A 23282-nucleotide genomic window follows, 5' to 3' on the forward strand; every position below is an offset into this window, starting at 1 on the left:
ATGCTAGGTGCAGACGGACTTAACCTCGCGCTGATGGTAGCCGACTCTGGCATCATCGATAGCGCAGTTAATGATTTAATGGCGCGTTCACAAGTCATGATGATGGCAGAAAACCGAGGCGTTAAATCTTCAGTCAAAGGCCACTTATTAAAGTGGAGGGGCAGTGTTAAAAAACGGATTACCAAGGTATGTGAGACAGAGCGTTTCCAACAAGAGCTGTCTTTATATCAAGAAGTCATTCACTGGGATGAAGAGGCGTTTTTCGAAAACATCGAAGATGTGATTAAAAAGCTTGAGTGGCACTCCGCTTTTTATATGCAGGCTCGCCGAATGATGGAGAAGAACAAGGGGATGAATAATCCCATGTTCCCACATTACTTCTGTGATCAATGGTACCAAAGTCTAGCCGATGCGATTAAGCAAGCGCAAGTAAGCGAGCTTGAGGCCAATAAAGAGAAAGTGCTGAATGACCTGTATCAGCGTATGGAGACCATGCGTAATATGGATAAGGTCACGGAGTCGGGTGATGCTGAAAGTGTAGGGCGCTTATGGGATATGGCATCTGCCAAGTTGAGCAAAACTGACTTAACAGTGATGAAACGCCATGCGGAGTTTCTGAAGAAGCACCAAGGCTTGCAAGAAATAGCCGAGCAACTTGGTCGTATGGCGGGGCAAGTGAATGATCCCGAACTTAACCGCGCGCCTACCGAAGAGCTACAAATGATCGAAGAGAAGAGTGATGAAGCGACAGATGATATTGTCGGCATTCACGAAAGCGATGATTTAAATAAGCTACTTCCCAACGAAACGATGTTTTTGGCGTATCCTGAACTCGAGGTCGTGTTCTATAAACACTTAGTCGATAAACGACTTATGAACTACCGTACGCAGGGCAAATCGCGCACGTTACGTAAAGTTAAAGCTCACCGACCTGACAACAAAGCGGTAGATATCGAAAAAGGACCGTTTATTGTGTGTGTGGACGCGTCCGGCTCCATGAGCGGGTTTCCTGAGCAATGCGCCAAAGCCATGGCTTATGCTCTGATGCAAATCGCATTAGCGGAGCAACGTGATTGCTATGTCATTATTTTTTCGACGGAACACATTACGTACGAGCTAACCAAACAAGATGGTCTGCGCGAGGCGGCGGACTTTTTAACTTATAGCTTCCATGGTGGTACAGACTTAGAGCCAACTTTGATCAAATCTATCGACTTGATGAGCGGTGATAAGTACAAAAATGCCGATATGGTGGTCATTTCCGACTTTATCGCGCCAAAACAACAAGACGAGTTGCTTGCCAAAGTGGATGCGCTTAAAGCGAAGAAAAACCGTTTTCACGCGATCAGCCTATCTAAATACGGAAACCCGGCATTGATGTCGATGTTTGATCACACGTGGTCTTATCATCCTAATGTTGTGGGCAGGTTGCTTAAACGGGTCGGTAATTACTAAGTGGCATTGAAATTCTATTGAGTAAAACGTACAGAAAGCTAGATTTATATTGCTTCGTTTTAAGCCGATAAGATCGAACTTTGGTCTAATTGGCTTAAAAGAAATCAAACAAACAGAAAATGAAAGATTTTTGTTTGACTATCTTCTCTCAATCCGTAAAGTAGCCACCAACGCAACGGGGAAGAGCCCTGAAGCGAAGTAAAAAAGGCGCCTTGGCAGAGTGGCTATGCAGCGGATTGCAAATCCGTGGACCTCGGTTCGACTCCGGGAGGCGCCTCCATTATTCTTTTGAGAGTGAATGGCTTTCGAGAATCAATGCGACACTAGCTCAGTTGGTAGAGCGCAACCTTGCCAAGGTTGAGGTCACGAGTTCGAACCTCGTGTGTCGCTCCAAATTATTAAGATATGGCAATTGCGGTATCTCGATGCCAAATGCATCAACTTAAAACCAGCGAAAGCTGGTTTTTTTGTATCTGAATATCGATAAATTTACGCCATCTCAATTTCTTGAACTGTGGGTATAACCCTTGTTTCTGTCGCGAGTTATGCAGTTAAGTGTGACCCGATGTTTCGCAGATTGACCAATATCCGTTTACAATATCGGTCTACAAAGGATTTGACGAAGACGCATGAGAAATACCGACGATTACATCATTTTCTATCACCTGATCGAGCAAGGCTCATTCAGTGCTGCTGCAAGACACATGTCATTGACCAAATCGGTTGTCAGTAAACGCATCGCCAAGCTTGAGCAAGAGCTTGGTGTACAGCTTCTTTACCGAACAACGCGAACGTTAACGTTGACGGAGGCAGGGCGAGCGTTCTTTACTCATGCAAAAGCCGTTTATCAAGCGGTGGCAACGGCAGAAGAATCCATTGTGGGGTTAGGTAAGAATTTATCTGGAAACATTAAAGTTTCTGTACCCACTATCTCTGGTGAGTTAATTCTTCCTAAAGTGATCAATGAGTTTAATCAGAAATATCCTGATATCAATATCGATATGGATCTAGATAATCGTTTTGTCGATATCGTGAATGAACGCTTTGATTTGGCCATTCGAACGGGAGTGTTGCCAGATTCTAGCCTAATCGCAAGAAAGCTGGTGGATGCCAATTGGATTGTTTGTGCGTCACCTCAATACCTTGCTAAACATGGCATTCCTAAGCAACCTCAAGCCTTGGATAAACACAATTGTTTAGTCTATTCCTACCAAGAAACCGGAGCGCGTGAGTGGGCGTTTAAAGATGGAGACGAGGTATATCAAATTACAGTCGACGGTAACCTCTGTACCAACAACTCTTCGGTATTGAGAAACGTCGCACTGTTGGGGCAGGGAATCATCTATGTGCCACGTGTCTTGGTTTATGAAGACTTAAAGCAAGGCCGCCTGATTCAACTGTTCAAAGACGAAACCGCCAAATGTTTGGGTATTTATGCAGTGTATCCTTACACTCGTCAACAGCCAGAAAAAATTAAGATCTTCATTGATCATCTATACACCAGCTTTCAAAGTCAAAATCATCGATTTTAAGACAATAACTCAACACCAATCGTTATGTTGGTGTTGAGTTATTGTTTCCATCTTCATTTCTAATAATTCTTATAAATTTAGAAGCTTAAGCTTTCTCCTTGTTTTATCACTAATATTGATAACAAGATGCTGCGCACAACTGTTAACAAATGGTTTTGCTATTGTTTCTTTTAAGAAACGGTCTGTTTCTTGCGTTAAATTTTCCGAATGTGAAAGATAAGTGACAGAAAAATAAAAGAATTATTTTGTTTGTTGTCTGTTGGTTAAGTGTTGCTCGCCTGCCTGACATAGACGCCGAGAAATGGACTGCTTATAGTGGCTCAAACGCCCATTACCGTCACTAAACGGTGATGTGAGCGAAGTACAATAACTAGAGATACGGATATGAAACAAAAGCAGCTGATTGACGAATTTAAAACTATCGTTGGGGAAGAAAATGTCCTAACCGACGAGGTTAAAACAAAATACTACCGTTCGGGTTTTCGCTCAGGTAGTGGCACTGCGCTTGCTATCGTGTTTCCTAATACTCTTGTAGAACAATGGAAGATAATTAAACAGTGCGTTGAAGCAAACTGCATTATTATTATGCAGGCTGCCAAAACAGGTTTAACAGAAGGCTCAGCTCCAAGTGGTAATGATTATGACCGTGATGTGGTCGTGATCAATATTACCAAAATCAAGAAGATTCACTTATTAGATGGCGGTAAGCAGGCGGTATGCTTGCCAGGTGCAAGTTTGCACTCATTGGAAAAAGAATTGAAGGCGGTGAACCGAGCGCCGCACTCTATCATCGGTTCTTCATCATTAGGTGCCACTGTGGTTGGGGGTATCGCCAATAACTCAGGCGGTGCGTTAGTCAAGCGTGGTCCTGCTTACACGGAACTGGCGATCTATGCGCAGGTCGATAAGCAAGGCCAGTTACACCTGGTAAATCACCTTGGTATTGAAGGGTTAGGTGAAACGCCAGAAGAAATTCTGACAAACCTGCAAGAAGGAAACTTTGACCCAGCGAAGATCATTCATGACGAGCGAATGGCATCAGACAAAGAATACGATGAACGTGTTCGAGACGTGACTTCTGACATTCCTTCTCGCTTTAATGCCGATGAACGTCGATTATTTGAAGCCAGTGGCTGCGCTGGTAAATTGGGTGTTTTCGCCGTTCGAGTTGATAGCTACCCAGTACCCGAAAAAGAGCAGGTTTTTTACCTTGGCACCAATGATCCTGGGAAACTGACGAAGCTGCGAAAAGATTTCTTATCTACGTTTGAGAGCTTGCCTGAGATGGGAGAATACTTGCATCGAGATATCTTCAACATGGCAGAGAAGTACGGCAAAGACGTCTTTTTATCCATCGACTTATTAGGCACAGATAAACTGCCAAAAATGTTTGCACTTAAAGCTAAAGTAGAAAATTTCTTAGAGCGCGTCCCGTTTGTTAGTAAATATCTGCCGGATACCATTTTGTACTACGCGAGTAAGTTGTTCCCACAACATTTACCAGAACGAATGCTGGATTTCCGCGATAAGTATGAGCATCACCTGGTATTAAAAATGAGTGATAGTGGTATTGCTGAGGCGCAAAAATACCTCAATGAAGTTTGGGCTGTTGAAGATGACTGTGATTTCTTCGAGTGTACGCCGGAAGAGGGTAAAAAAGCTTATTTACATCGCTTTGCAGCAGCAGGTGCAGCAATTCGTTACGAGACGATTCACCGAAAAGACGTAGAAGACATCGTTGCACTTGATATCGCTTTGCGACGTAATGATGAAGAGTGGCTAGAAACTTTACCGGAAGAGGTGAGTAAGAACCTTGTTCAAGCGCTCTATTATGGTCACTTTATGTGTTATGTATTCCATCAAGATTACATTTTCAAAAAAGGGACCGACACGAAGTTGATGAAAAAGCTGATGCTAGAACACCTCAATAGCCGTGGTGCAAAATACCCAGCAGAACATAATGTGGGTCACTTGTACGAAGCTGAAAATTCGCTGCAGAAGTTTTACCACGAGCTAGATCCAACCAACACCTTTAACCCTGGCATTGGCAAAATGGACAAATATAAGCGCAATTGTAACTGCTGTGCATAATGTGCTATCTCACCGTGATTAATATCGTTGATCATCGTTAAAATAATGAGCATAAGACAAGCCCTGATGACACTCGTGACATCAGGGCTTCGTGTTTTGGGGCTTTTTACTGGTATCGGCGTTGAAACAACGGTTAAAGAGCGCGTACCGCGGCGGCTGCGATGATGCCAGCTGCAATTGCGGGCAGAGGCTTTTTCACGATGAACATGACGACAGCAGTAGAAAAAAGTGCTGCTCTAGCACCGTTATCACCTTCAACCGCTAGTGGGGCTAAAAGGGCAACTAATACGGAACCTGACATCGCAGTGATGAAACGTTGAACCCGTTCGCTAATTGGAATAAATGACATAACATACACTCCGCCCCAGCGGGTTATGAGCGTGACTAACGCCATAGCGATGATGATAAGCAGTGTGCCACCTACGCTCGTTTCGATGTTCATGCTTTTTTCTCCTTCCAACAAGCACCTAAGACTCCACCAGTAATGGCGCCAACCACTACGTGGCTATTCTCTGGTAAATACCAATACGCCAACATAGAAGAGGCTGCTGCTGTGGCCCAAATCGCAAAGATTCTTAAGTCTTTCGGCCCTGCCACCACCATAGACAGCAGGAAGCATCCCATAACCATATCGAGTCCGAGGCTCACCGGGTCTTTGATTGCGCTACCAAAATAAATGCCGATCCAGGTACCAACAATCCAAAACGACCACATCGCTAAGCCGCCACCAACAAGCAAGCCAAAACCTGGTTCTTTTCTACCAAATGCATTGAGTGCCATTGCCCAGTTTGCGTCTGATGCTACCAGCATTACGCCGTAACGTTTTGTCGGTGGGAGTTGTCGTAACCATGGATAAAGCGTAGCGCCCATCAAGAGGTGACGAGCATTAATAGCAAATACAGTAATAAGCACTGGAATCAGAGGTACTTCTGCTCCCCACATTTCTAGCGTGGCAAATTGTGAAGCACCGGCGAAGACCAGTGTGCTCATCAACATAGTGGGAAATACATCTAACCCTGTTTGTACGGCGGCAACACCGAATGCGAGGCCAAATATGACCACAAACATTGACAGAGGTAAAAGTTGGGTGAAACCGTTCCACACGTCGACCCGAGTAAATTCGTGCAACTCTGATGAGGAACGCTGAAGATGTTGAGTATTTTCTGTCATAGAGATACCTAGCCAGCAGGCAAAAAGGACAGTGCCATATGAATGTGTTTGTTATTCTTTTGTAAACTTCATGTTTAACATCAATTGAAATGGCTTTCAAACACTAAGTGCTATATAAAAAACAAGTATACCTGAACGATTTTAAGATGAAGGGGTTAGAGGATTTGTCACTTACTAGGGCTCAAGGAAAGTAACGCAACGCAAATAGCAAGCTCTGTTCAATTGAGAAGAGCACGGATTGTTACAGATTAGTATATGAGTAGGAAAGCGAGCACGAGGCTCGCTTTTTCGTTCTGTTACAAACAACTGAAAGGGTTTATTTTACGTAGACACGAGGGTTCGCAGCACCCCAAACCGTGTATAGTTCTGGGAAGATGACCTCTGCATGTTTTTCCATTTCTGCTGCCGAAATCGTTTTGCCTTGCTGAGAACCAAACAGTACAACTTCAGAACCAGGCTCAACATCTTTGATACCTGTAATATCAACCATAGTGGTGTTCATTGAAGCAACACCCGCCACTTTTGCTCGTTGGCCATTGATCAGTACTTCTGCCGTATTGCCCATTTTTCGTGGGTAGCCATCAGAGTAACCAACAGGAATGTTCGCCATTAGGCTTTCTTTGCTCGTTTTGTAGCTGCTGTCGTAACCGACAGTGCTATTTTTTGGCAGATGGTGAACGGATGCCACGCGTGTTTTGAAAGACACGATAGAAGGGTACTCAGGGTTGGTTGGCAGATCACCATATAAAACGCCACCAGGACGAACCATATCAAGCTGTGCTTCAGGAACATTAAGTGCAGTGTAAGAGTTTGCCACGTGTAGCAAAATATCTTCGCGTTTTAGGCCCGCTTCTTTAATCAGCCATGCAGAGCTGTCTTTGAACGAAGATAACTTTTGACGAACTTCGTCTGCATTGTAGTTAGGGAAATGAGTCATGATGCCAACAATATTAACGCCAGCTTGTTGAGCGATTTCTAGCGCTTCTTGCTTGCCCGCTTTTGTTGTCATATCAACGCCATTACGTCCCATACCACCGTCGTTAAGAGCAAGGTGAACTTTGATTTCTTTATCCGCTTTCTCTGCTAGCTTAGACAGTGCTTTGGCTTGCTCTGCAGTGCCAATCAGCTCTTCAATATTTAAGTCGATTGCGGCTTCGATCTCGCCAATATCCGCCGAGCGTACACGCATAAGTTGACCTTTAAAGCCACTGTCGCGAACGGTCTGTGCTTCGGCGTTACTTGCAACGGCAACGCAAGGGATTTGTTGTTCGATAATAGTTGGCATCAGGCCCGCGATGCCATTACCGTATGCGTCGGCTTTCATCACGGCGCAGATTTTCGTTTTGCCATCCATGTGCGACTTGAACTGCTCAATATTATCGCGGAATTGACCTAAGTTTATTTCCAGCCAAGCGTTAGCGCCTTGAACTTGCTCTGCTTTTACTACAGTGTTGCTAATTTGAAGAGGGGCAGCAGTAGCTTGCATCGCAGGAGCAACGGTTGCAGCAGCGATAGTCAGTGATAGTAAGGTTTTATTTAAGCGCATAAAGTCTCCGTACGCGTTTTTTGTATTGGTTATGTTATTGAGTACTTGGGGAAAGTACCTGACGAAGTAAAACGCTCCAAGTAGTGCTTTGGAGCGTTTTTGAAGATCATGATTCAATATACCTAAATATACCTCAGTGATTGCACTCAATTTGCGCAAATCGAGGTTGATTCAATATCAACTAAGGTATCCACTGAGTTTAACTCAGTTTAAAGCGGCTCATTACATCTTTAAGAGAAATTGACAGCTGGCTTAGCTCACGACAAGCCTGTGCGGTTTGCTCTGAGCCCTGTGATACTTCTTGAGATGCCAAGTGTATGTTTTCAATGCTGCGGTTAAGCTCTTCTGCAACAGAGTCTTGCTGGTTACAAGCCGTGGCGATTTGGGTGCCCATGTCTGAGATATCAGAAATCGAGTGTTCAATGTCGCTCATCAGCTGTTTTGATTGAATGCCTTGCTCTGCACATTCTGAGATACTGGTTCTAGAAAGTTCTGTCGCAGATTTCGCGTCTTTTGCAAGCGATTGTAGCTGTTCAATGATCGACGTAATTTCGCTGGTTGAATCTTGCGTACGGCCTGCAAGCGTTCGAACCTCGTCCGCAACCACGGCAAAACCGCGACCAGACTCACCAGCACGCGCAGCTTCAATGGCTGCATTAAGAGCAAGTAGGTTGGTTTGATCGGCAATGTCACGGATAACATCAACAATAACGTTAATTTTATTCGATTGCTGTTCAAGCTCTGCCACAGTATCGCCCGCAGCACCAATTACGTTTGAAACTTCATGAATCGCGTCAACCATGCCTTGCGTTTCACGAACACCGTGTTGTGTACGACGGTTTGCTTCGTTAGCTTGGTTCGCTGAATCTTCAGTATTACGTGCAACATCGGCTACTGCTGCTTTCATTTCTGTCATTGCCGTAGCAATGTGCGTGATTTGCAGTTGTTGATCTTTCATACCAGACGCAGAAATATCAGAGATTTGATTCATCTCTTCTACTGCACTGCTTAACTGTGTGACCGCAGCAATCACGTTGTCGATAACTTGGCGCAAGTCATCTTGCATCTTAGTGGTCGCATCTGCCAGCTCACCTAGCTCGTCATTGCCGATGGCTTTACGATCGATGTCGTTTGATAGGTCACCTGTTGCGATGGCATTTGCTTGCTCGACAACAAGTTTTAGTGGGCCACAAATAAGGCGTGTCAGCACGTACGTCATGCCTACCATGATAAGTAGAATAATCACGTTGCTCGCAATTGACGAGTTACTCAATCCATTTACAGAAGAAAGAATATGAGTTTTGTTACTGTCCATAGCATTTTTAAGTAGACGGATCAGTTCACCGAGCTCAGAGTCAACCGCTTCGAAAGCAGGTAAAGAGTTCGCCAAAATAGGGTGGGCCTTGCTTTTGTCGTTGGCTAGCATCGCTTCGTTGTAATGATCCATAGTGACCAGGTACTTTTTCCACTGACGCATAAGGCGCTGGTAAGTTTGTTGCTCTTCACCAGGCCAAATCGTTTCACCGTAAGAATCGAGCTCTTTGCTGATCTTTTCACGTTCGCGAATGTTGCTGGCAATTTTGTTTCTGATTTGGTCTGCGTCTTCATAAGTGTATGTCGCAAACTGAGCACGGCGCCAGCGAGACAAGTGATCTCGGATCGAATCTACTCTTTCCATAGCAGGAAGCGTATCATCGGTATAGTTTAAAAGCTCAGATTTAATGCTTTTGAGCTCTGTAGATAAAAATACGCCAAACGCAATGTTGACGATGGCAATGAGTAAAAACGATAGCGATATCTTTTTCGCTATAGAAAGATTCTTGATAGACATTAGTGATATACCTTGTTTTTCTTATGGTGTGTCGCCAAAGTAAACCACGTCCTTATATGTGATATATGTCCATTAAATTACTGCAACGAGTGTAAGCTATCATTATTTATTGATATTTTCGATAATGAATTGAGCTTTTTTTGAAAATAAAAAATGTCAATGATTTTATAAAGGTACGACCACATTCGATGCAAAGTTATCGGTAACAAAATATGATATTTCGTGTGAAACAGTGCCAAGAGTAGGGGCTCCAATTGTTACAGATGTTATAGAGCTAAAGAGAGTGGTGACTACGATCCGCGTTAGTCAGGCGTTTACAAGCTAAGCAGTTACGGGCATCAACATGTGTGTGACTTAGAGTTGATGAAAGCTAACGAGTGTTTCTTGGCCTGATTGAATGCTAATTGTACCGTCTGGATCGCTTTTTAAGCACTTAAATCAAAAAGATAAAATTTATTGTTGACCAGATAAATTAATCCGTTAAAGTACGCCTCGTTCTCACGGCTAAGGTCGCTGAGACAGATGGTGTCTAACCCATCGCATGATTGCGTTGCCCTGGTGGTGGAATTGGTAGACACAAGGGATTTAAAATCCCTCGGCGTTCGCGCTGTGCCGGTTCAAGTCCGGCCCGGGGCACCATCAAAATCTTTGGTAACAGAGATATCAAAATCTTTGGTAACAGAGATATCAAAATCAGAAAGGCGCCTTGGCAGAGTGGCTATGCAGCGGATTGCAAATCCGTGGACCTCGGTTCGACTCCGGGAGGCGCCTCCACTATTTCGAAAGCCAGTCTTAAATGACTGGCTTTCTTCGTTTTAAATCCATCATTCTATACTTGTACACGCCTCTCTAAATTCCTCTCATGTTTTGATCACCATTCAATATTTTCAATGCACTAGTCATTGATTTTATAAATGTTAAATAACTCAATAATTGTATAGGGTGATTGGTGCTAATTTCTCTTCGATTGTAATCCGAACTTTTTGTATCACAGGCAGCAACTTGGCTAGCGTGACCGTTGGCAATGCTTGGTGTGTATGAGCAGAAAGGAGGATTTTAGTCCTTAACGTGAGAGAAAAATAATGAAAACATTTAAATTAAAACGCACTATTTTACCTTTAACCTTGTTGCTAAGTTCATCTGCATTGGCTGCTGAGAATGGCACAATGATGCAGTATTTCCATTGGTATGTGCCTAACGATGGCACACTGTGGACTCAAGTGGAAAATAACGCTCCAACGCTAGCAGAAAACGGATTCACAGCGCTCTGGCTACCACCTGCATACAAAGGAGCGGGTGGCAGTAATGATGTCGGCTACGGCGTTTATGACATGTACGACTTGGGGGAGTTTGATCAAAAAGGATCAGTGCGCACCAAATACGGCACGAAAGATCAGTATCTTAGCGCTATCAATGCCGCTCACAATAACAATATCCAGGTTTATGGTGACGTGGTGTTTAACCACCGTGGTGGTGCGGATGGGAAATCTTGGGTTGATACTAAGCGGGTAGATTGGAACAACCGCAACATTGAACTTGGTGATAAATGGATTGAAGCGTGGGTGGAGTTTGATTTCCCTGGACGCAACGACAAGTACTCTAACTTCCATTGGACTTGGTACCATTTTGATGGCGTGGACTGGGACGATGCAGGTAAAGAAAAAGCCATTTTTAAATTCAAAGGTGAAGGTAAGGCATGGGATTGGGAAGTCAGTTCTGAAAAGGGGAATTACGACTACCTTATGTATGCTGACTTAGACATGGATCATCCTGAAGTTAAACAAGAACTGAAAGATTGGGGTGAGTGGTACATCAACATGACTGGTGTTGATGGCTTTAGAATGGATGCGGTGAAGCACATCAAATACCAATATCTTCAAGAATGGATTGATCACCTACGTTGGAAAACAGGGAAAGAACTCTTCACGGTCGGAGAGTTCTGGAACTACGATGTGAATCAGCTGCATAACTTTATCACCAAAACTTCTGGCAGCATGTCTCTGTTCGACGCACCGCTACATATGAACTTCTACAATGCGTCTAAATCGGGTGGTAGCTACGATATGCGTCAAATCATGGATGGTACGCTGATGAAGGACAATCCAGTCAAAGCGGTAACCTTAGTAGAAAACCATGATACTCAACCTTTGCAGGCGTTGGAGTCGACGGTTGATTGGTGGTTTAAGCCGCTCGCTTACGCGTTTATCTTATTGCGCGAAGAAGGTTATCCATCCGTGTTTTATGCAGATTACTACGGCGCGCAGTACAGTGATAAAGGGCATGACATCAATATGGTCAAAGTGCCTTACATCGAAGAGCTCGTAACACTGCGTAAAGACTATGCATATGGCAAACAACATTCTTATCTCGACCATTGGGATGTAATTGGCTGGACTCGCGAGGGCGATGCAGAACATCCACATTCAATGGCAGTGATTATGAGCGATGGACCAGGTGGCTCGAAGTGGATGTATACGGGTAAGCCAAGTACACGCTATGTCGACAAGTTGGGCATCCGAACTGAGGACGTTTGGACAGATGCGAACGGGTGGGCTGAGTTCCCTGTAAATGGTGGATCTGTCTCGGTTTGGGTTAGCGTTGAGTAATCCATTCTTGTGATTTTGATACAGAACAGGCAAATTTTGATGAAACTTTGCAGTGAATCAATACGTTATTTGATATTCATATAACAAATGAGTAACTTATATTTGAGCATTATCTAGAGGAAGATGAAGAATGGAATCTATTGCTGATGTATTGGTTGTGGCTATTGTGTTCGGTGCCATATTTGGGGGCGGGATAATTAAGTTAATCTTGAATCATCGTAAAGAAGTAAGAGCTTTGGAGATATCTGAACGTAATACGATGAGCCAAGAAGAACAAGATAACCTTAACAAGCAAATTGGTGACTTGAAGCGACGCGTTGAAGTGTTAGAGCGCATAGTCACAGATAGCAAATATCAACTTGAAAAAGAAATTGCCTCTCTGTAATTCACCACAAAAACGTAAAGCCGGCTGAGTCCGGCTTTTTAGTGCCTGTACATCATAGTTTTAGGGTACTTAGCTCAGCGTTCGTCAAAGAAGTCTTTATCGCGGATGTATTTACTCATAAAGTGATAAGAGAATGGTCGCATCAACCAACTAAATAGAGAACGGCCAAGTCGAATGAACGTTGGCGTATTCTCGTATATTTTCCCGTTATACAACCATAGCATTTTGCCTACATGCCAATAGAGAAAAGGCACTGGCGGCATGAATGTCACGATGTCGATGTCGCAACAAATCCGGTAAGTTTTGTGCCCCAAACGGTAGCGTTTTTTAAAGGTCCAATCTCCAACTGCGGGCTGACCGAAAGTCACGACGCGTTTAATGCTCTTTGGGTATTTTTTCTCAATATAGTCGGCAAAAACACTGCCAATCGCGCCACCTGAAGAGTGACCAGTAATGGTGATTCTTTTTCCCCTAAGAATGAGCGGTACAACGATACCTTCGAGGCGCTCGAGCACGCTCAACCCCAACCGATCTTCATTTCGGCTCGGTAAACTTTCTTGAAACAGAAGATGATAGAAACCCGCGTGAATGCGATAATTCAGTCCCAACCGTCGACAGCTTCTCGTCCACATCGCGAAGTTTAACAACCAATCACTGATACTGTGTGAGCCTTTAATCACTACGACCACTTCACTCTGTTTTTTACTCCAGAGCACACGGATCATAATCTTACCGTGTTCATTTCTAATGACTCGTTGCCCATTAGGATCGAACCCGTATTGAGTTTGTCTGAAGACGCGAGGGTAGGCGAGATTACAAAGCACCGCATAGCGCTCGTATTGGTATCGTTTTAATGGTTTCACGTTATCTTTCTTAGTGGAGCCTAACGACTGACTGTAATTAATGAATATTAAAAATACGTGAACATTGATTTAGGGTCGGTAGAGATTCTGTGTATTGGTATCGCGAATGAAAGACTCAAACTGGCTTAAATGCGTCAAGATGGTTTGGCGAGAGAGTTCATGATGTTCACTAAGCACGTTAAGCAGCTTTTTCAAGGTCTTACGATCTTTTTTATTTAGGTTTACTGCCTCTTTGATCTGTGTGAAAAATTCAATTTGACTTGAAGTGTCGTTAAAATCACCGAGCTTGTCTTGCAATAGTTTTAATTGTTTCACGTTGTTTTTGTGCTGTGGGGAAGGGTAGAGTGCGGAAAACCCTTCTAGCAAATAACGCAGCGCTTTGCACTTTATCCTCATTGAGTGGATCACGCTGTCACGACTTTTGTCCGAAATCTTGCGCCGTGCTTTGTCGACCTTTTTAAATTGTTCGGAGACTTTTGGGCTTGCGAAGAGTAACGCAGGTACGTTGTTATCCACTCGTTCGTGTTGTGTACTTCGCAGCAGACTATTCCTGACCAAAGTGCAGTGCATAGTGTATTCTTGTGTCGCTAGCCAACGCGCAACTTTTGCCTGTTCGTAAGCACGTTCGGATTCTATAAAGCCAAAAAGCGGCTCAAGAGAGGGTTTGTGGTTTGGGAGCATTTCAATGTATTGGCTTTTGTCCAAGATAAATACGTCCAAATCACGCAGCTTATTTGTTTTCTTCATCATTATTTTTAAATGAGGTTTCAAAATACGCTGTTCAAAAGGAGGTATCAATTCGCGAAGTAGCAAGCATAGTGAGCGTATGCGCCTCAGTGTGACGCGATATTGGTGTGTATATTCAGGATCCAAGTCTTGGACGATCCCCTGTTCCAGAGAGCGTGCATAATCAAATTCAGTAAGTAAGAAGTGGGGCACTACGAAGTCGAGTTCGGAATCAGTATGTAGCGGTAATTGAAATGATGACTTTCGAAACATGATGAGCGCTTATTTGTCCCCTGCAGTACGAGTTAAGTTTATACCCATACTGCCAATTTGTGCGACTTGTCGATTCCTCATTGACATGAAGTGATGAAGCAAAGTAAACGAGAGCAAAGCATGCTGATGTTCTTGTGAGCAAAATGATCGCCCTTTGTTCGTTTGAGTTGGCTTTTTAACCATTTGAATAAAAAAGACTAATTTTTTGTTGACCAGATAAATTAATCCGTTAAAGTACGCCTCGTTCTCACGGCTAAGGTCGCTGAGACAGATGGTGTCTAACCCATCGCATGATTGCGTTGCCCTGGTGGTGGAATTGGTAGACACAAGGGATTTAAAATCCCTCGGCGTTCGCGCTGTGCCGGTTCAAGTCCGGCCCGGGGCACCATCAAAATCTTTGGTAACAGAGATATCAAAATCTTTGGTAACAGAGATATCAAAATCAGAAAGGCGCCTTGGCAGAGTGGCTATGCAGCGGATTGCAAATCCGTGGACCTCGGTTCGACTCCGGGAGGCGCCTCCACTATTTCTAAAAACCGGCCTTGTGCCGGTTTTTTACTATCTGGTATTGTCAAACTATTCTAATACATACTTTTTAATTGAATAATTAATTTTTGTACAAATACCAACCTCAATTATCAGTTAATCACCCTTTAACTGGTTTTCCTGAATTGCTATCTATAGCGTTATATTATCAATGTGATTTTAGTTCAATATTGAAAATAAAGTTGCGCATATATCCTGCTTGTTTCTCTATATGTCTCTAGTTGATATTGCACTGTATCGCTCAGTCTGTATTTTAATCGAGTATAAAACTAGGTGAGCAAAAAACTTTTCACCACTTTAATTTAACGTAAATTTAACAATTAAAGATGGATAATATTACTCAAGAGTTGTTGAGGTATATTATTCGAATGACTAGTTATTAAGTTAATGAATTTAAAGGTTATAATTTCATGCGATGAAATTGAGGTTGTTTTAGTTCAATTTCTACTTGTTTGATTTTTAATGATTTAAATTAGCTGTAGTGCAAGTGATTTATTAAAGTCATTGTTGAATACAAAGTTTGTTCATATAAAACAATCATAAGGTTATTTTAAGTAACTGACAAAAATGGACAAATTTATTATTACACAAACTTAACCTAAATTACTTATCGCTCTGGTTGAATTTTGACCGGTTGCTTTGCTATGATTCCGGCTCTTATATTTTTGGTGGTTATCCTTTTATAACCATGTTGATGTATATAGGAACATATTTGGCTTTATAGGCTAGGGCATTTTATTGCCTAAAATTTATATTATTTTACCCTACCATTTCTGCTTATATTGGCGGGAAGGTGAACTAGTTATTAATTTAAAATTAGGTGAAGCAGTGATAAAAAATATTAAAATAAATAGAACAATCCTAAATAAAGGGTTGTCATTTTTATTAGTAATATTCGCTTGTTTACAGAGCATCCATTACGCCAGTGCAGCAGGAAGTACGACGGGACAGCAAAATACATTGGTTATCCTGCTGAACTTCAAAGAAAACCCAAATGAGCAGCCATTAACTTTGTCAGAGGCAAATAATCTAATCTTTGGCACAGTAAATGACTTCTACCGCGAAAGCTCTTTTGAGCAAATGTGGCTGTCTGGGAAAGTCGTGGGTTGGTTTAATTTGCCGTTGTCTAATCAGGTTTGTGATTTTACCGCTGTTCAAGATTCAGCGGATCAAGAAGCCATCTCTGCGGGAGTGAAGCTTGAAGAGTACGATCGTATTGTCTACTTGATGACAAAAACGGCATGTGGTGTCGCTGGATCGGCAACTATTGATGGCATGCCTTCACGCGCGCACATCAATGGTGATTTTTCTCCGATGAATATCGCTCATGAGCTTGGACATAACTTTGGTTTGCATCACTCTCGTGCCCTTGATTGTGGCGAGCATACGCTTTCAGACAACTGTACGTTGCGTGAATATGGTGATACCTATGATGTAATGGGTGGTCCAGACATCGGCTATTTGAATACTTTCCAGCGCGAGCGACTAGGATGGCTAGAGGGAGAGCACGCCTCAAAGACACTGGAAGTTACTCAAAATGGTACTTACTCCATCGCGAATTACGAGACGACTAGTGATCAGCCAGTTACGATAAAAGTACCTCGTGGTACTGATCCTTCTACAGGTGCAAAAAAATGGTTTTACATTGAATACCGCCAGTCTATTGGGTTTGACGACTTTTTAGATGCTCGTTCTTACTCGTTCTATCGTGGGGACGTTACGGATGGCATCATCATTCGAAGCGCTGTAGAAGGCGATGGGCGCAGCAGTAATCTGCTTCACTTTAAAACTGATTCTGAATATCGTGCGGTTTTTGGCCGAAATGACTGGTTTGACCCATCTATGCCGGTCGGTGGTAGCTATACTGACCCAGACTCAGGTGTAACATTGAGTTTGGTGAGTGCAGCGAACGGCATCGCTGAAGTAAGCGTTGTCTTTGATGGCTCTGACAACGGTAATATCGGGACTTGTACTGTTAATGCTCCATCAGTGACTGCGAAAGCTGCAACAAACAATTCGGTTGCAGCCGGCGATGAGGTTCAATATCAGGTCACTATTACCAACAAAGATAGTGCAGATTGTTCAGCGAGCAGTTTTTCTGTAAACGCGTCAGTGCCAACTGGTTGGAAAGCAAGCAGCAATGCAATCACGCTAGCAGCAGGTGAAACCGGACAAGTAATGATATCAGTCGTATCTTCGGTTGACGCTAGTGATAAAGACTATGCTTTGAAGATGATCGTGACGCACGGAGAGGACTCAAGTCTGCAAACCGCAGCATCCGTGAATTACTCTGTAACCACTGAAATCTCACCATCACCAGAGCTCGTTGCTGTTGATGATCAGGTGACTATGTCTTCGAAACAGTCGGTGATTATCGATGTGATGGCAAACGATGTTGTTGGAGAGCAAAACTCTGCAAGCGTGGTTTCTTTTACTAGACCAAGTAAGGGGCGACTAGAGCTGTTATCAGATGGCACCCTGCGTTACACACCTGAGAAGAAATTCAAAAATAACGACAGCTTTACCTATACCATAGGTGATGGTCAAAGCAGCTCGACCGCTCAGGTCTCAGTGAAGTTAGAGTCCTCATCTGGTGGCGATTCTGGCAACTCTGGTAACAATGGGAAAGGTAAGAATAAATAGAACGATATAGTTCGAAAGAAAACGCCTGACGAGTTAACGTCAGGCGTTGTTTTATTAAGTTGTAAGTAGACCTTATTCAGGGCAGCTAACAGGCTCTGGACAAGTTGGACATAGCGTACATTCTGCAGACGCTGTTATCGCTTCTACGACAACATTACCGAAGATAGTTTCACCACTCGCATCCACAGTATCTGTAAACGCTCTGACTTCTTCACCCGGTAATGGAAGGCCTTCACCATCTCCTGGGATTGGCTCGTAGTTACCAGTAAAGTCGTAACACTCAGCAGGCGCAAGCATACCAACCTGGATTGGATTCGAGTCTTTGTTGTCGATTACGACAATGCCGTCAATGGTGACATTGGAGGTATTACATACACTACCACTGTAATTGACTTGAAGACCGTATTCATTAATACCAGTATCTTCAAATCGATTCACGACGACGACACTACAGTCTTTCTCTAGAGACAATGAACCAGGGATGTTTTGGCTTGGGCATTCCCAATCTGCGTTGTCAGAAACCGCAACACCACCACCAGTTTCAAGTGCTGCGCTTACTTCTGCGTAGTTAGTGATACCGTTTTGGTCAATAATAAACGAACCATTAAACTCTTGCGTTTGTCCGACGGCGAGCATCGCTAAATTGAACACATGGTCACCAGCAGCCATATCGTTGTCAACGGCTGTAGTGTCTGTTGCCACAACATCATACAATGCAAAGTCACCGGTGTTTTCTACAGTGAGTTTATAGTTGTATTTCAAAGTGTTACCATTGACAACATCACCAAATGTACAAGTTTTAGTGATTTTAATGTCTGGTACGCCTGGTGTGTAACAGAATGAAATATGACTTAAGCCATAGTATCTACCGTTTTTACCCACAGGTGCATGTAGTAAGGCATCATCTTGATACAATAATCCATCTGTAAAGTAGTTATATAGGTTTCCGTCAGGACCACCTTTCACAAAGATAGCTTGCATAATCACAGGGCTATCACCTTGATCCCAACTGAAGGTTTTTGCCCCAGGTTGTTGATCAATAACCACTTCAAGCATGCCATCACCGAAAGTGCCGTCTGTAACTGGCTCAAGCTTGTATTCTATCAAACCATCGATCCCTGGAAGTAATTGTTGACAGGTGTTATTCCCTTCAACAAATATTGGTTGCACGCCTCGGCTTGAAGGGTCGCCAGCGGATGCGTAAACAATTTGAGAGCTCAGCACTAAGCTAACCGCTATGACCCAAGTAAACAGCTTAAACATGCTGCTGATATTGATCGCTGTAAGTATATTCTGGCTACATAAAGTGGAACAACGGTAACTCTTACTGCCCCACCAAGAGTTAAATATGGTTTTCATAAAACCTCCTTGTGTAAGTGGGCTCGCTACGTCCTTGAGCCCACATACGTGATAGTTTTCTCACAGAGTTAAACTGCGCCAGTTGACTAGCATAGAGTGTTCCACATTTAACCTTTTGTATTTGTTGATTATTTTTTATTTTTGTACAGAGGGGGGAACAGTTTGTTTATATTTTCATAAATGGTTGAGCTAAAACTTATTCGCTAAACGATTGAATATGTTTTAGTTAAATGAGTATTCAATTAGATGTGTAAAGGGTGTAACACTATGCAAACAGGTGTTACACATCACCTTCACATTAGTTGGGGCAGGTGAGTAAGCGTCTATTTCATATTCATAGTGGACAGTTTCAATACCGTCGCTTTTGTGCATCTGTCACAGGTGTAAACAATAAAGTGTCAATCTGTAACATTATCCTAGAACACGTATATATCTTTGTTATCGTAGGTTTTTTGTCTCTTTTGTTTTCTTTCTCTTTCTTTAAAATTGAACACTCTGTTCATTCTCTTCGCTGTTGAAAATATTTAGTTTAATAAAATCATAACCTTAAGTGGTGGCATGCTCTATGCGTTATACGAGCTCGAAACGAAAGTTGTATCTCGCTTTCACTTTTTCTTAAAAGGCAATTAATGACATAGGGACCTTCGTCTAGCTTTAGAAGCGTTCTAAGGAGTAGGTTATGAATTCTTGTAAGTCAGGTATCTGGCATACGATGAAGAGCTTTCTTTATGCAATATTTACAAGCTTGCTAATAGGTAGCTCTGCATTTGCAACACCAACAGATGGCGTGTTTGAGTTAGAAGCAAATGCTAATGCGATAGATGACTCTGGAGTAGGTGCTCCAGATGACTGGTCAACGCCGCCAAACATCGGCGGAGCACAAGTATTTAGCTTTGAGAATGACACGGCAACACCGGATACAATATTTACTGGTGGTAATAAAGACATCAAAGACATACCGGAACTTGGTTGGAAGACTGGTACGGTACTTGATAAAGGGGACATTCTTCATGCGTATGCGGCAGCATATATTATCGACAATGATCTAGTACTCACCTTTGGTGCAGACCGTTTCGGTAACAGCGGTGATGCCTTCTTAGGTTTTTGGTTTTATCAAGACTCAGTGGGTCTGAACCCTGACGGTACATTCACGGGTCAACATATTGCTGGAGACCTTTTGATTCAGGTGAATTATTTGCAAGGGGCAAACGATGGCCCTGAAATTTTGGTTCTTGAATGGGACACAACTTGTGCTAAAGCTGCTAACAATGATCCACAAGATGGTCAGTGTGCTGCGACAAACTTACGTTTGAAAGTTAAGACAAATGCACTGTGTTCACCAGGCGCGCAAGATGTGTGTGCTTCAACCAATACAACTGACTCACCTGCACCATGGGCGTATACGCCAAAAAGTGGTGTCGAAAATGTCTTCCCTCCAGAAACCTTCTTTGAAGGTGGTGTAAACCTTACTGAACTTCTACAAACAGACACCTGTTTTAGCTCATTTGCAGCCGAAACAAGAGCATCAAGCAGTATTACCGCTCAGTTGAAAGACTTTGTGGTTGGTGACTTTGAGTTGTGTAGTGTTGATATCACTAAAACATGTAATCAAGCGGTCGTGAATGAAACAGAAGATGGTTACGTTTACTCATACAGCGGCGACGTGATTAATGATGGTGTCGGTACGCTCTACGATGTTGTTGTAGAGGATTTAGAAGCAGGTACTACACATAGCTTAGGTGCCATTGCTTCAGGTGACAGTGCTTCATACAGCGGCAGTTTTGAAAGTACAAGCAATGGTCTAACTAATACGGTGAAAGTCACAGCAGCTGCGACTCCGGGTGGCCAAGCGACCATTAGTGATACCGCAAGTGATCCATGTGAGTCATTGAGCTTGTCTCCAATGATTAGTGTAACGAAATCATGTGAAAGCGGCTTCAAGCTTACTGAAAATGGTATCATTGCTGAAGTGAGCTTCTCGGGAATGGTATGTAACACAACGCCTGGACTTACTTTAGTGAATGTTTCTGTTGTGGATGACTCAGGTACGCCTGAGGATGCTTCTGATGACGTGACAGTAGTGGATAATATCGAACTCGCTTCGGATCAATGTCAGTCTTATACTGGTAGTTATATCCCAACGGCATTTAGCAATGCAGAAACGCAATCTTTCCGTGATACTGTGACAGCGGTTGGTTTCTTGAAAATCGATAATACTCAAGCGACGAATACAGCTTCTGCAGACTGTGACATTTGTCCTGCACCAAGCAACTAATTGACGTCTTGTGAATAAAAAGCCTGGAGTATTCTCCAGGCTTTTTCATATGAGTTTCGTGATTTAGTTCGGTTTCCCTTTACCGTTTCCACCACCATTCCCACCAGAAGTCGATTGTAAGGTGATGCTAATCGTCGCGGTTGAAGAAGACTGACCGTCACTGATCGTATAAGTAAATGAATCATTATTCTTAAACTTCTTCGAAGGTGTGTATTCAATGGAGCCATCGCTCAGTACACGGGCGCTGCCTTTGTTTGGTTTAGCGACCGTAATGGCAAGAGAGGTCGATTGTACAAACGAGTCATTATTTAACTGCTCGATGCGAACGACGGATTTATCACTGATCGTTACGCTATCATTCACCGCCTCAAGTGGTGACGTCGACTCAGACAACACTGTGTAAGATAGCTCGGTTTTGGCTGATTGTTCATTTTCAGCATCTATAACGTCAACGGTTATGCTGTAAGAGTTCGGCTGAGCATCGCTGTTTGACGTAACCATGACCGTCGTTTCTGCACTCATGCCGGAAGGAACCGTCAAGGCGCTTGCGTCATAATTCCACCCGTCAGGAACGCTTAAAGCCGTTGTATAGGTCGCGTCTGCACATTCTGTATTATTCTGGTTCGTCACTTTAAGATTATACGCTAACGTTTCTCCAGCATTTGCATCAGAACCTGATAATGGGGTTAGAGAGAGTAGAGGCGATGTCGCAACGCATTGCCCGGATTCACCACCAAATATGACACTGACCTGTGCGTTTTGACCATTAGCACTTTCCAAAGTAATCGACACGCCTGTTTTTGGATCGGTGAACGTTCCACCAATTGGAAGAGCAGGGTCTTCCCAGTCATTACTCCCAAATAATTGTTTGAAAGTGGAGTCAGGCTTCATGTGTAGCAAGCGGCTACTTTTAAGATCACCGTCTGTCGCTAGGCGCACAACCACACCTTCTGTCACATCTTGGCGGTATACGATGTACGAACGGTCACGTAAAAAGCTGTCGTAGCCAAGAGCTTGTCGATATTCAACGTAAAACCATTGGCGCTGACCTGTAATTGGATCGGTACCTCTTGGGATCTTTAAAACTTTTGATGAAGTACTTTCAAAGTCTTCATAGGCATCAATAGAGTAAACACCATCACTAGAAATGATTTGAGCAGGGGAGGTCTGCCACCCTAAGTTTTCCAATTGGAAGGCGCTAAAGTAACCCATATCGTAGTTACCCATTGTATCGTAGCTATCACCGTACTCTATGACACGGCAATCACCAGCTAACGTACCGTCTTTACAGTCGAGTGCGGAAGCGTGATGCAATCCAAAATTATGTCCTAATTCATGGGCGATAACTCGAGGCTCGAAAACCGCATTTATTGACGCTCTAGAGGGAGTTACTCCTTGACTACCAGAGCCTTCTGATGCACATCCAGTTTTGGTTGTTAAGTAGATAAAACGGTCATAGTTTGATAGTTGATATCCCGCAGTTTCAGCCATTTTGTTGGCTTCCGCTGCTACAGCATCATCATCGCAAATTTGGTTTGATATCGGTAAGGTGAATGTTCCAGCAACATCACCAGATAGCCAAAGTTGCCCCTGGGACATTTGCGAATAGAAGTCGCTAACGGTATTAAAAACAACATGATGGGCGTCTTCTTTAGAGATCGGGATCTCTTGAGGGTTTTCTTGGAAATTGACGAGTACAACTAATGTTTTTTGTTCACCACTAGCCACTTGCTCAGCATAAGCCTCTGATGAAAAAGAATATGCTGACACGAGGGTTACAAAGCCAAGAGCTAGCAAGCGTAAATTTGACGCAACAAAGCCCAATTGAGGGAGGATGACCTTCTTCAATTTATATCCGAGATTCCGCAGCCAATTTAGGAATAAACTGCTTCATACAGAACACCAAGAAGCTTAAGCAGCCGAGTCTGATGCTCTTGAACACCCGTTATGAAGCTTTGGCCGCCAAATTCGAGTGTGTCGA

15 protein-coding genes and 6 tRNA genes are annotated in these 23282 nt (G+C 43.2%); 13 read left to right on the top strand and 8 right to left on the bottom strand.

Annotation, left to right across the window (positions count from 1 at the left end; genetic code table 11):
* The 5 genes from viaA (at position 1) to dld (ending at position 5078) form a co-directional block, all read left to right on the top strand.
* Positions 1-1455, top strand: coding sequence for an ATPase RavA stimulator ViaA (gene viaA / locus NL643_RS20780; RefSeq protein ID WP_012842207.1), 1455 nt, complete (start codon positions 1-3; stop codon positions 1453-1455).
* Positions 1456-1661: 206 nt separating this feature from the next.
* Positions 1662-1735 (top strand) — tRNA-Cys (locus NL643_RS20785).
* Positions 1736-1772: 37 nt separating this feature from the next.
* Positions 1773-1848 (top strand) — tRNA-Gly (locus tag NL643_RS20790).
* 236 nt (positions 1849-2084) lie between these two features.
* On the top strand, positions 2085-2987 hold the full coding sequence (locus NL643_RS20795) for a LysR family transcriptional regulator (RefSeq protein WP_225461128.1): 903 nt from the start codon (positions 2085-2087) through the stop codon (positions 2985-2987).
* Between the two features lie 384 nt (positions 2988-3371).
* Positions 3372-5078 (top strand): D-lactate dehydrogenase, encoded by a 1707-nt coding sequence (gene dld, locus NL643_RS20800; RefSeq protein WP_150916471.1) that lies wholly within the window; start codon positions 3372-3374, stop codon positions 5076-5078.
* 133 nt (positions 5079-5211) lie between these two features.
* On the opposite strand, the gene NL643_RS20805 is transcribed toward dld, so the two are convergent.
* The 4 genes from NL643_RS20805 to NL643_RS20820 form a co-directional block, all read right to left on the bottom strand.
* Positions 5212-5520, bottom strand: coding sequence for an AzlD family protein (locus tag NL643_RS20805; protein WP_012842209.1), 309 nt, complete (start codon positions 5518-5520; stop codon positions 5212-5214).
* The gene (locus tag NL643_RS20810) at positions 5517-6248 is read right to left on the bottom strand and encodes an AzlC family ABC transporter permease (protein ID WP_124007968.1); all 732 of its coding nucleotides are present in this window, start codon (positions 6246-6248) and stop codon (positions 5517-5519) included. The genes NL643_RS20805 and NL643_RS20810 overlap by 4 nt, the downstream gene beginning before the upstream one ends.
* A gap of 316 nt (positions 6249-6564) precedes the next feature.
* On the bottom strand, positions 6565-7794 hold the full coding sequence (gene alr / locus NL643_RS20815) for an alanine racemase (protein ID WP_167427541.1): 1230 nt from the start codon (positions 7792-7794) through the stop codon (positions 6565-6567).
* A gap of 199 nt (positions 7795-7993) precedes the next feature.
* On the bottom strand, positions 7994-9625 hold the full coding sequence (locus NL643_RS20820; protein ID WP_253645094.1) for a methyl-accepting chemotaxis protein: 1632 nt from the start codon (positions 9623-9625) through the stop codon (positions 7994-7996).
* A 552-nt stretch (positions 9626-10177) separates the two neighbouring features.
* Between NL643_RS20820 and NL643_RS20825 the strand changes: the two genes are divergently transcribed.
* The 4 genes from NL643_RS20825 (at position 10178) to NL643_RS20840 (ending at position 12616) form a co-directional block, all read left to right on the top strand.
* Positions 10178-10264, top strand: a tRNA-Leu gene (locus NL643_RS20825).
* 61 nt (positions 10265-10325) lie between these two features.
* Positions 10326-10399: transfer RNA gene (locus NL643_RS20830), tRNA-Cys, on the top strand.
* Positions 10400-10707: 308 nt separating this feature from the next.
* Entirely contained in the window at positions 10708-12231 is a 1524-nt protein-coding gene (amyS, locus tag NL643_RS20835) for an alpha-amylase (RefSeq protein ID WP_253645095.1), read from the top strand.
* 130 nt (positions 12232-12361) lie between these two features.
* Positions 12362-12616 carry a hypothetical protein gene (locus NL643_RS20840; protein ID WP_012842214.1) on the top strand — a complete coding sequence of 85 codons (255 nt, stop codon included), beginning with the start codon at positions 12362-12364 and terminating at the stop codon, positions 12614-12616.
* Between the two features lie 74 nt (positions 12617-12690).
* On the opposite strand, the gene NL643_RS20845 is transcribed toward NL643_RS20840, so the two are convergent.
* Together NL643_RS20845 and NL643_RS20850 are read right to left on the bottom strand one after the other, a co-directional pair.
* On the bottom strand, positions 12691-13479 hold the full coding sequence (locus NL643_RS20845; protein WP_237284259.1) for a lipase: 789 nt from the start codon (positions 13477-13479) through the stop codon (positions 12691-12693).
* Positions 13480-13548: 69 nt separating this feature from the next.
* Positions 13549-14478, bottom strand: coding sequence for a CHAD domain-containing protein (locus NL643_RS20850; protein WP_253645096.1), 930 nt, complete (start codon positions 14476-14478; stop codon positions 13549-13551).
* Positions 14479-14779: 301 nt separating this feature from the next.
* Here NL643_RS20850 and NL643_RS20855 point away from each other — a divergent pair.
* The 3 genes from NL643_RS20855 (at position 14780) to NL643_RS20865 (ending at position 17667) form a co-directional block, all read left to right on the top strand.
* Positions 14780-14866, top strand: a tRNA-Leu gene (locus NL643_RS20855).
* A gap of 61 nt (positions 14867-14927) precedes the next feature.
* Positions 14928-15001, top strand: a tRNA-Cys gene (locus NL643_RS20860).
* Positions 15002-15984: 983 nt separating this feature from the next.
* On the top strand, positions 15985-17667 hold the full coding sequence (locus NL643_RS20865) for an Ig-like domain-containing protein (protein WP_253645098.1): 1683 nt from the start codon (positions 15985-15987) through the stop codon (positions 17665-17667).
* 72 nt (positions 17668-17739) lie between these two features.
* Here NL643_RS20865 and NL643_RS20870 read toward each other — a convergent pair whose 3' ends face one another.
* Entirely contained in the window at positions 17740-19026 is a 1287-nt protein-coding gene (locus NL643_RS20870; protein WP_048625091.1) for a hypothetical protein, read from the bottom strand.
* Between the two features lie 679 nt (positions 19027-19705).
* On the opposite strand from NL643_RS20870, the gene NL643_RS20875 reads away from it, so the two are divergent.
* Positions 19706-21301 carry a hypothetical protein gene (locus NL643_RS20875; RefSeq protein WP_104973722.1) on the top strand — a complete coding sequence of 532 codons (1596 nt, stop codon included), beginning with the start codon at positions 19706-19708 and terminating at the stop codon, positions 21299-21301.
* 63 nt (positions 21302-21364) lie between these two features.
* Here NL643_RS20875 and NL643_RS20880 read toward each other — a convergent pair whose 3' ends face one another.
* Positions 21365-23149 carry an Ig-like domain-containing protein gene (locus NL643_RS20880; protein ID WP_253645097.1) on the bottom strand — a complete coding sequence of 595 codons (1785 nt, stop codon included), beginning with the start codon at positions 23147-23149 and terminating at the stop codon, positions 21365-21367.
* Positions 23150-23282: the final 133 nt, after the last annotated feature.

The sequence above is a fragment of the Vibrio sp. Y42_MX_L11 genome (genome assembly GCF_024181785.1).
Taxonomy (GTDB): Bacteria; Pseudomonadota; Gammaproteobacteria; order Enterobacterales; family Vibrionaceae; genus Vibrio; species Vibrio diabolicus.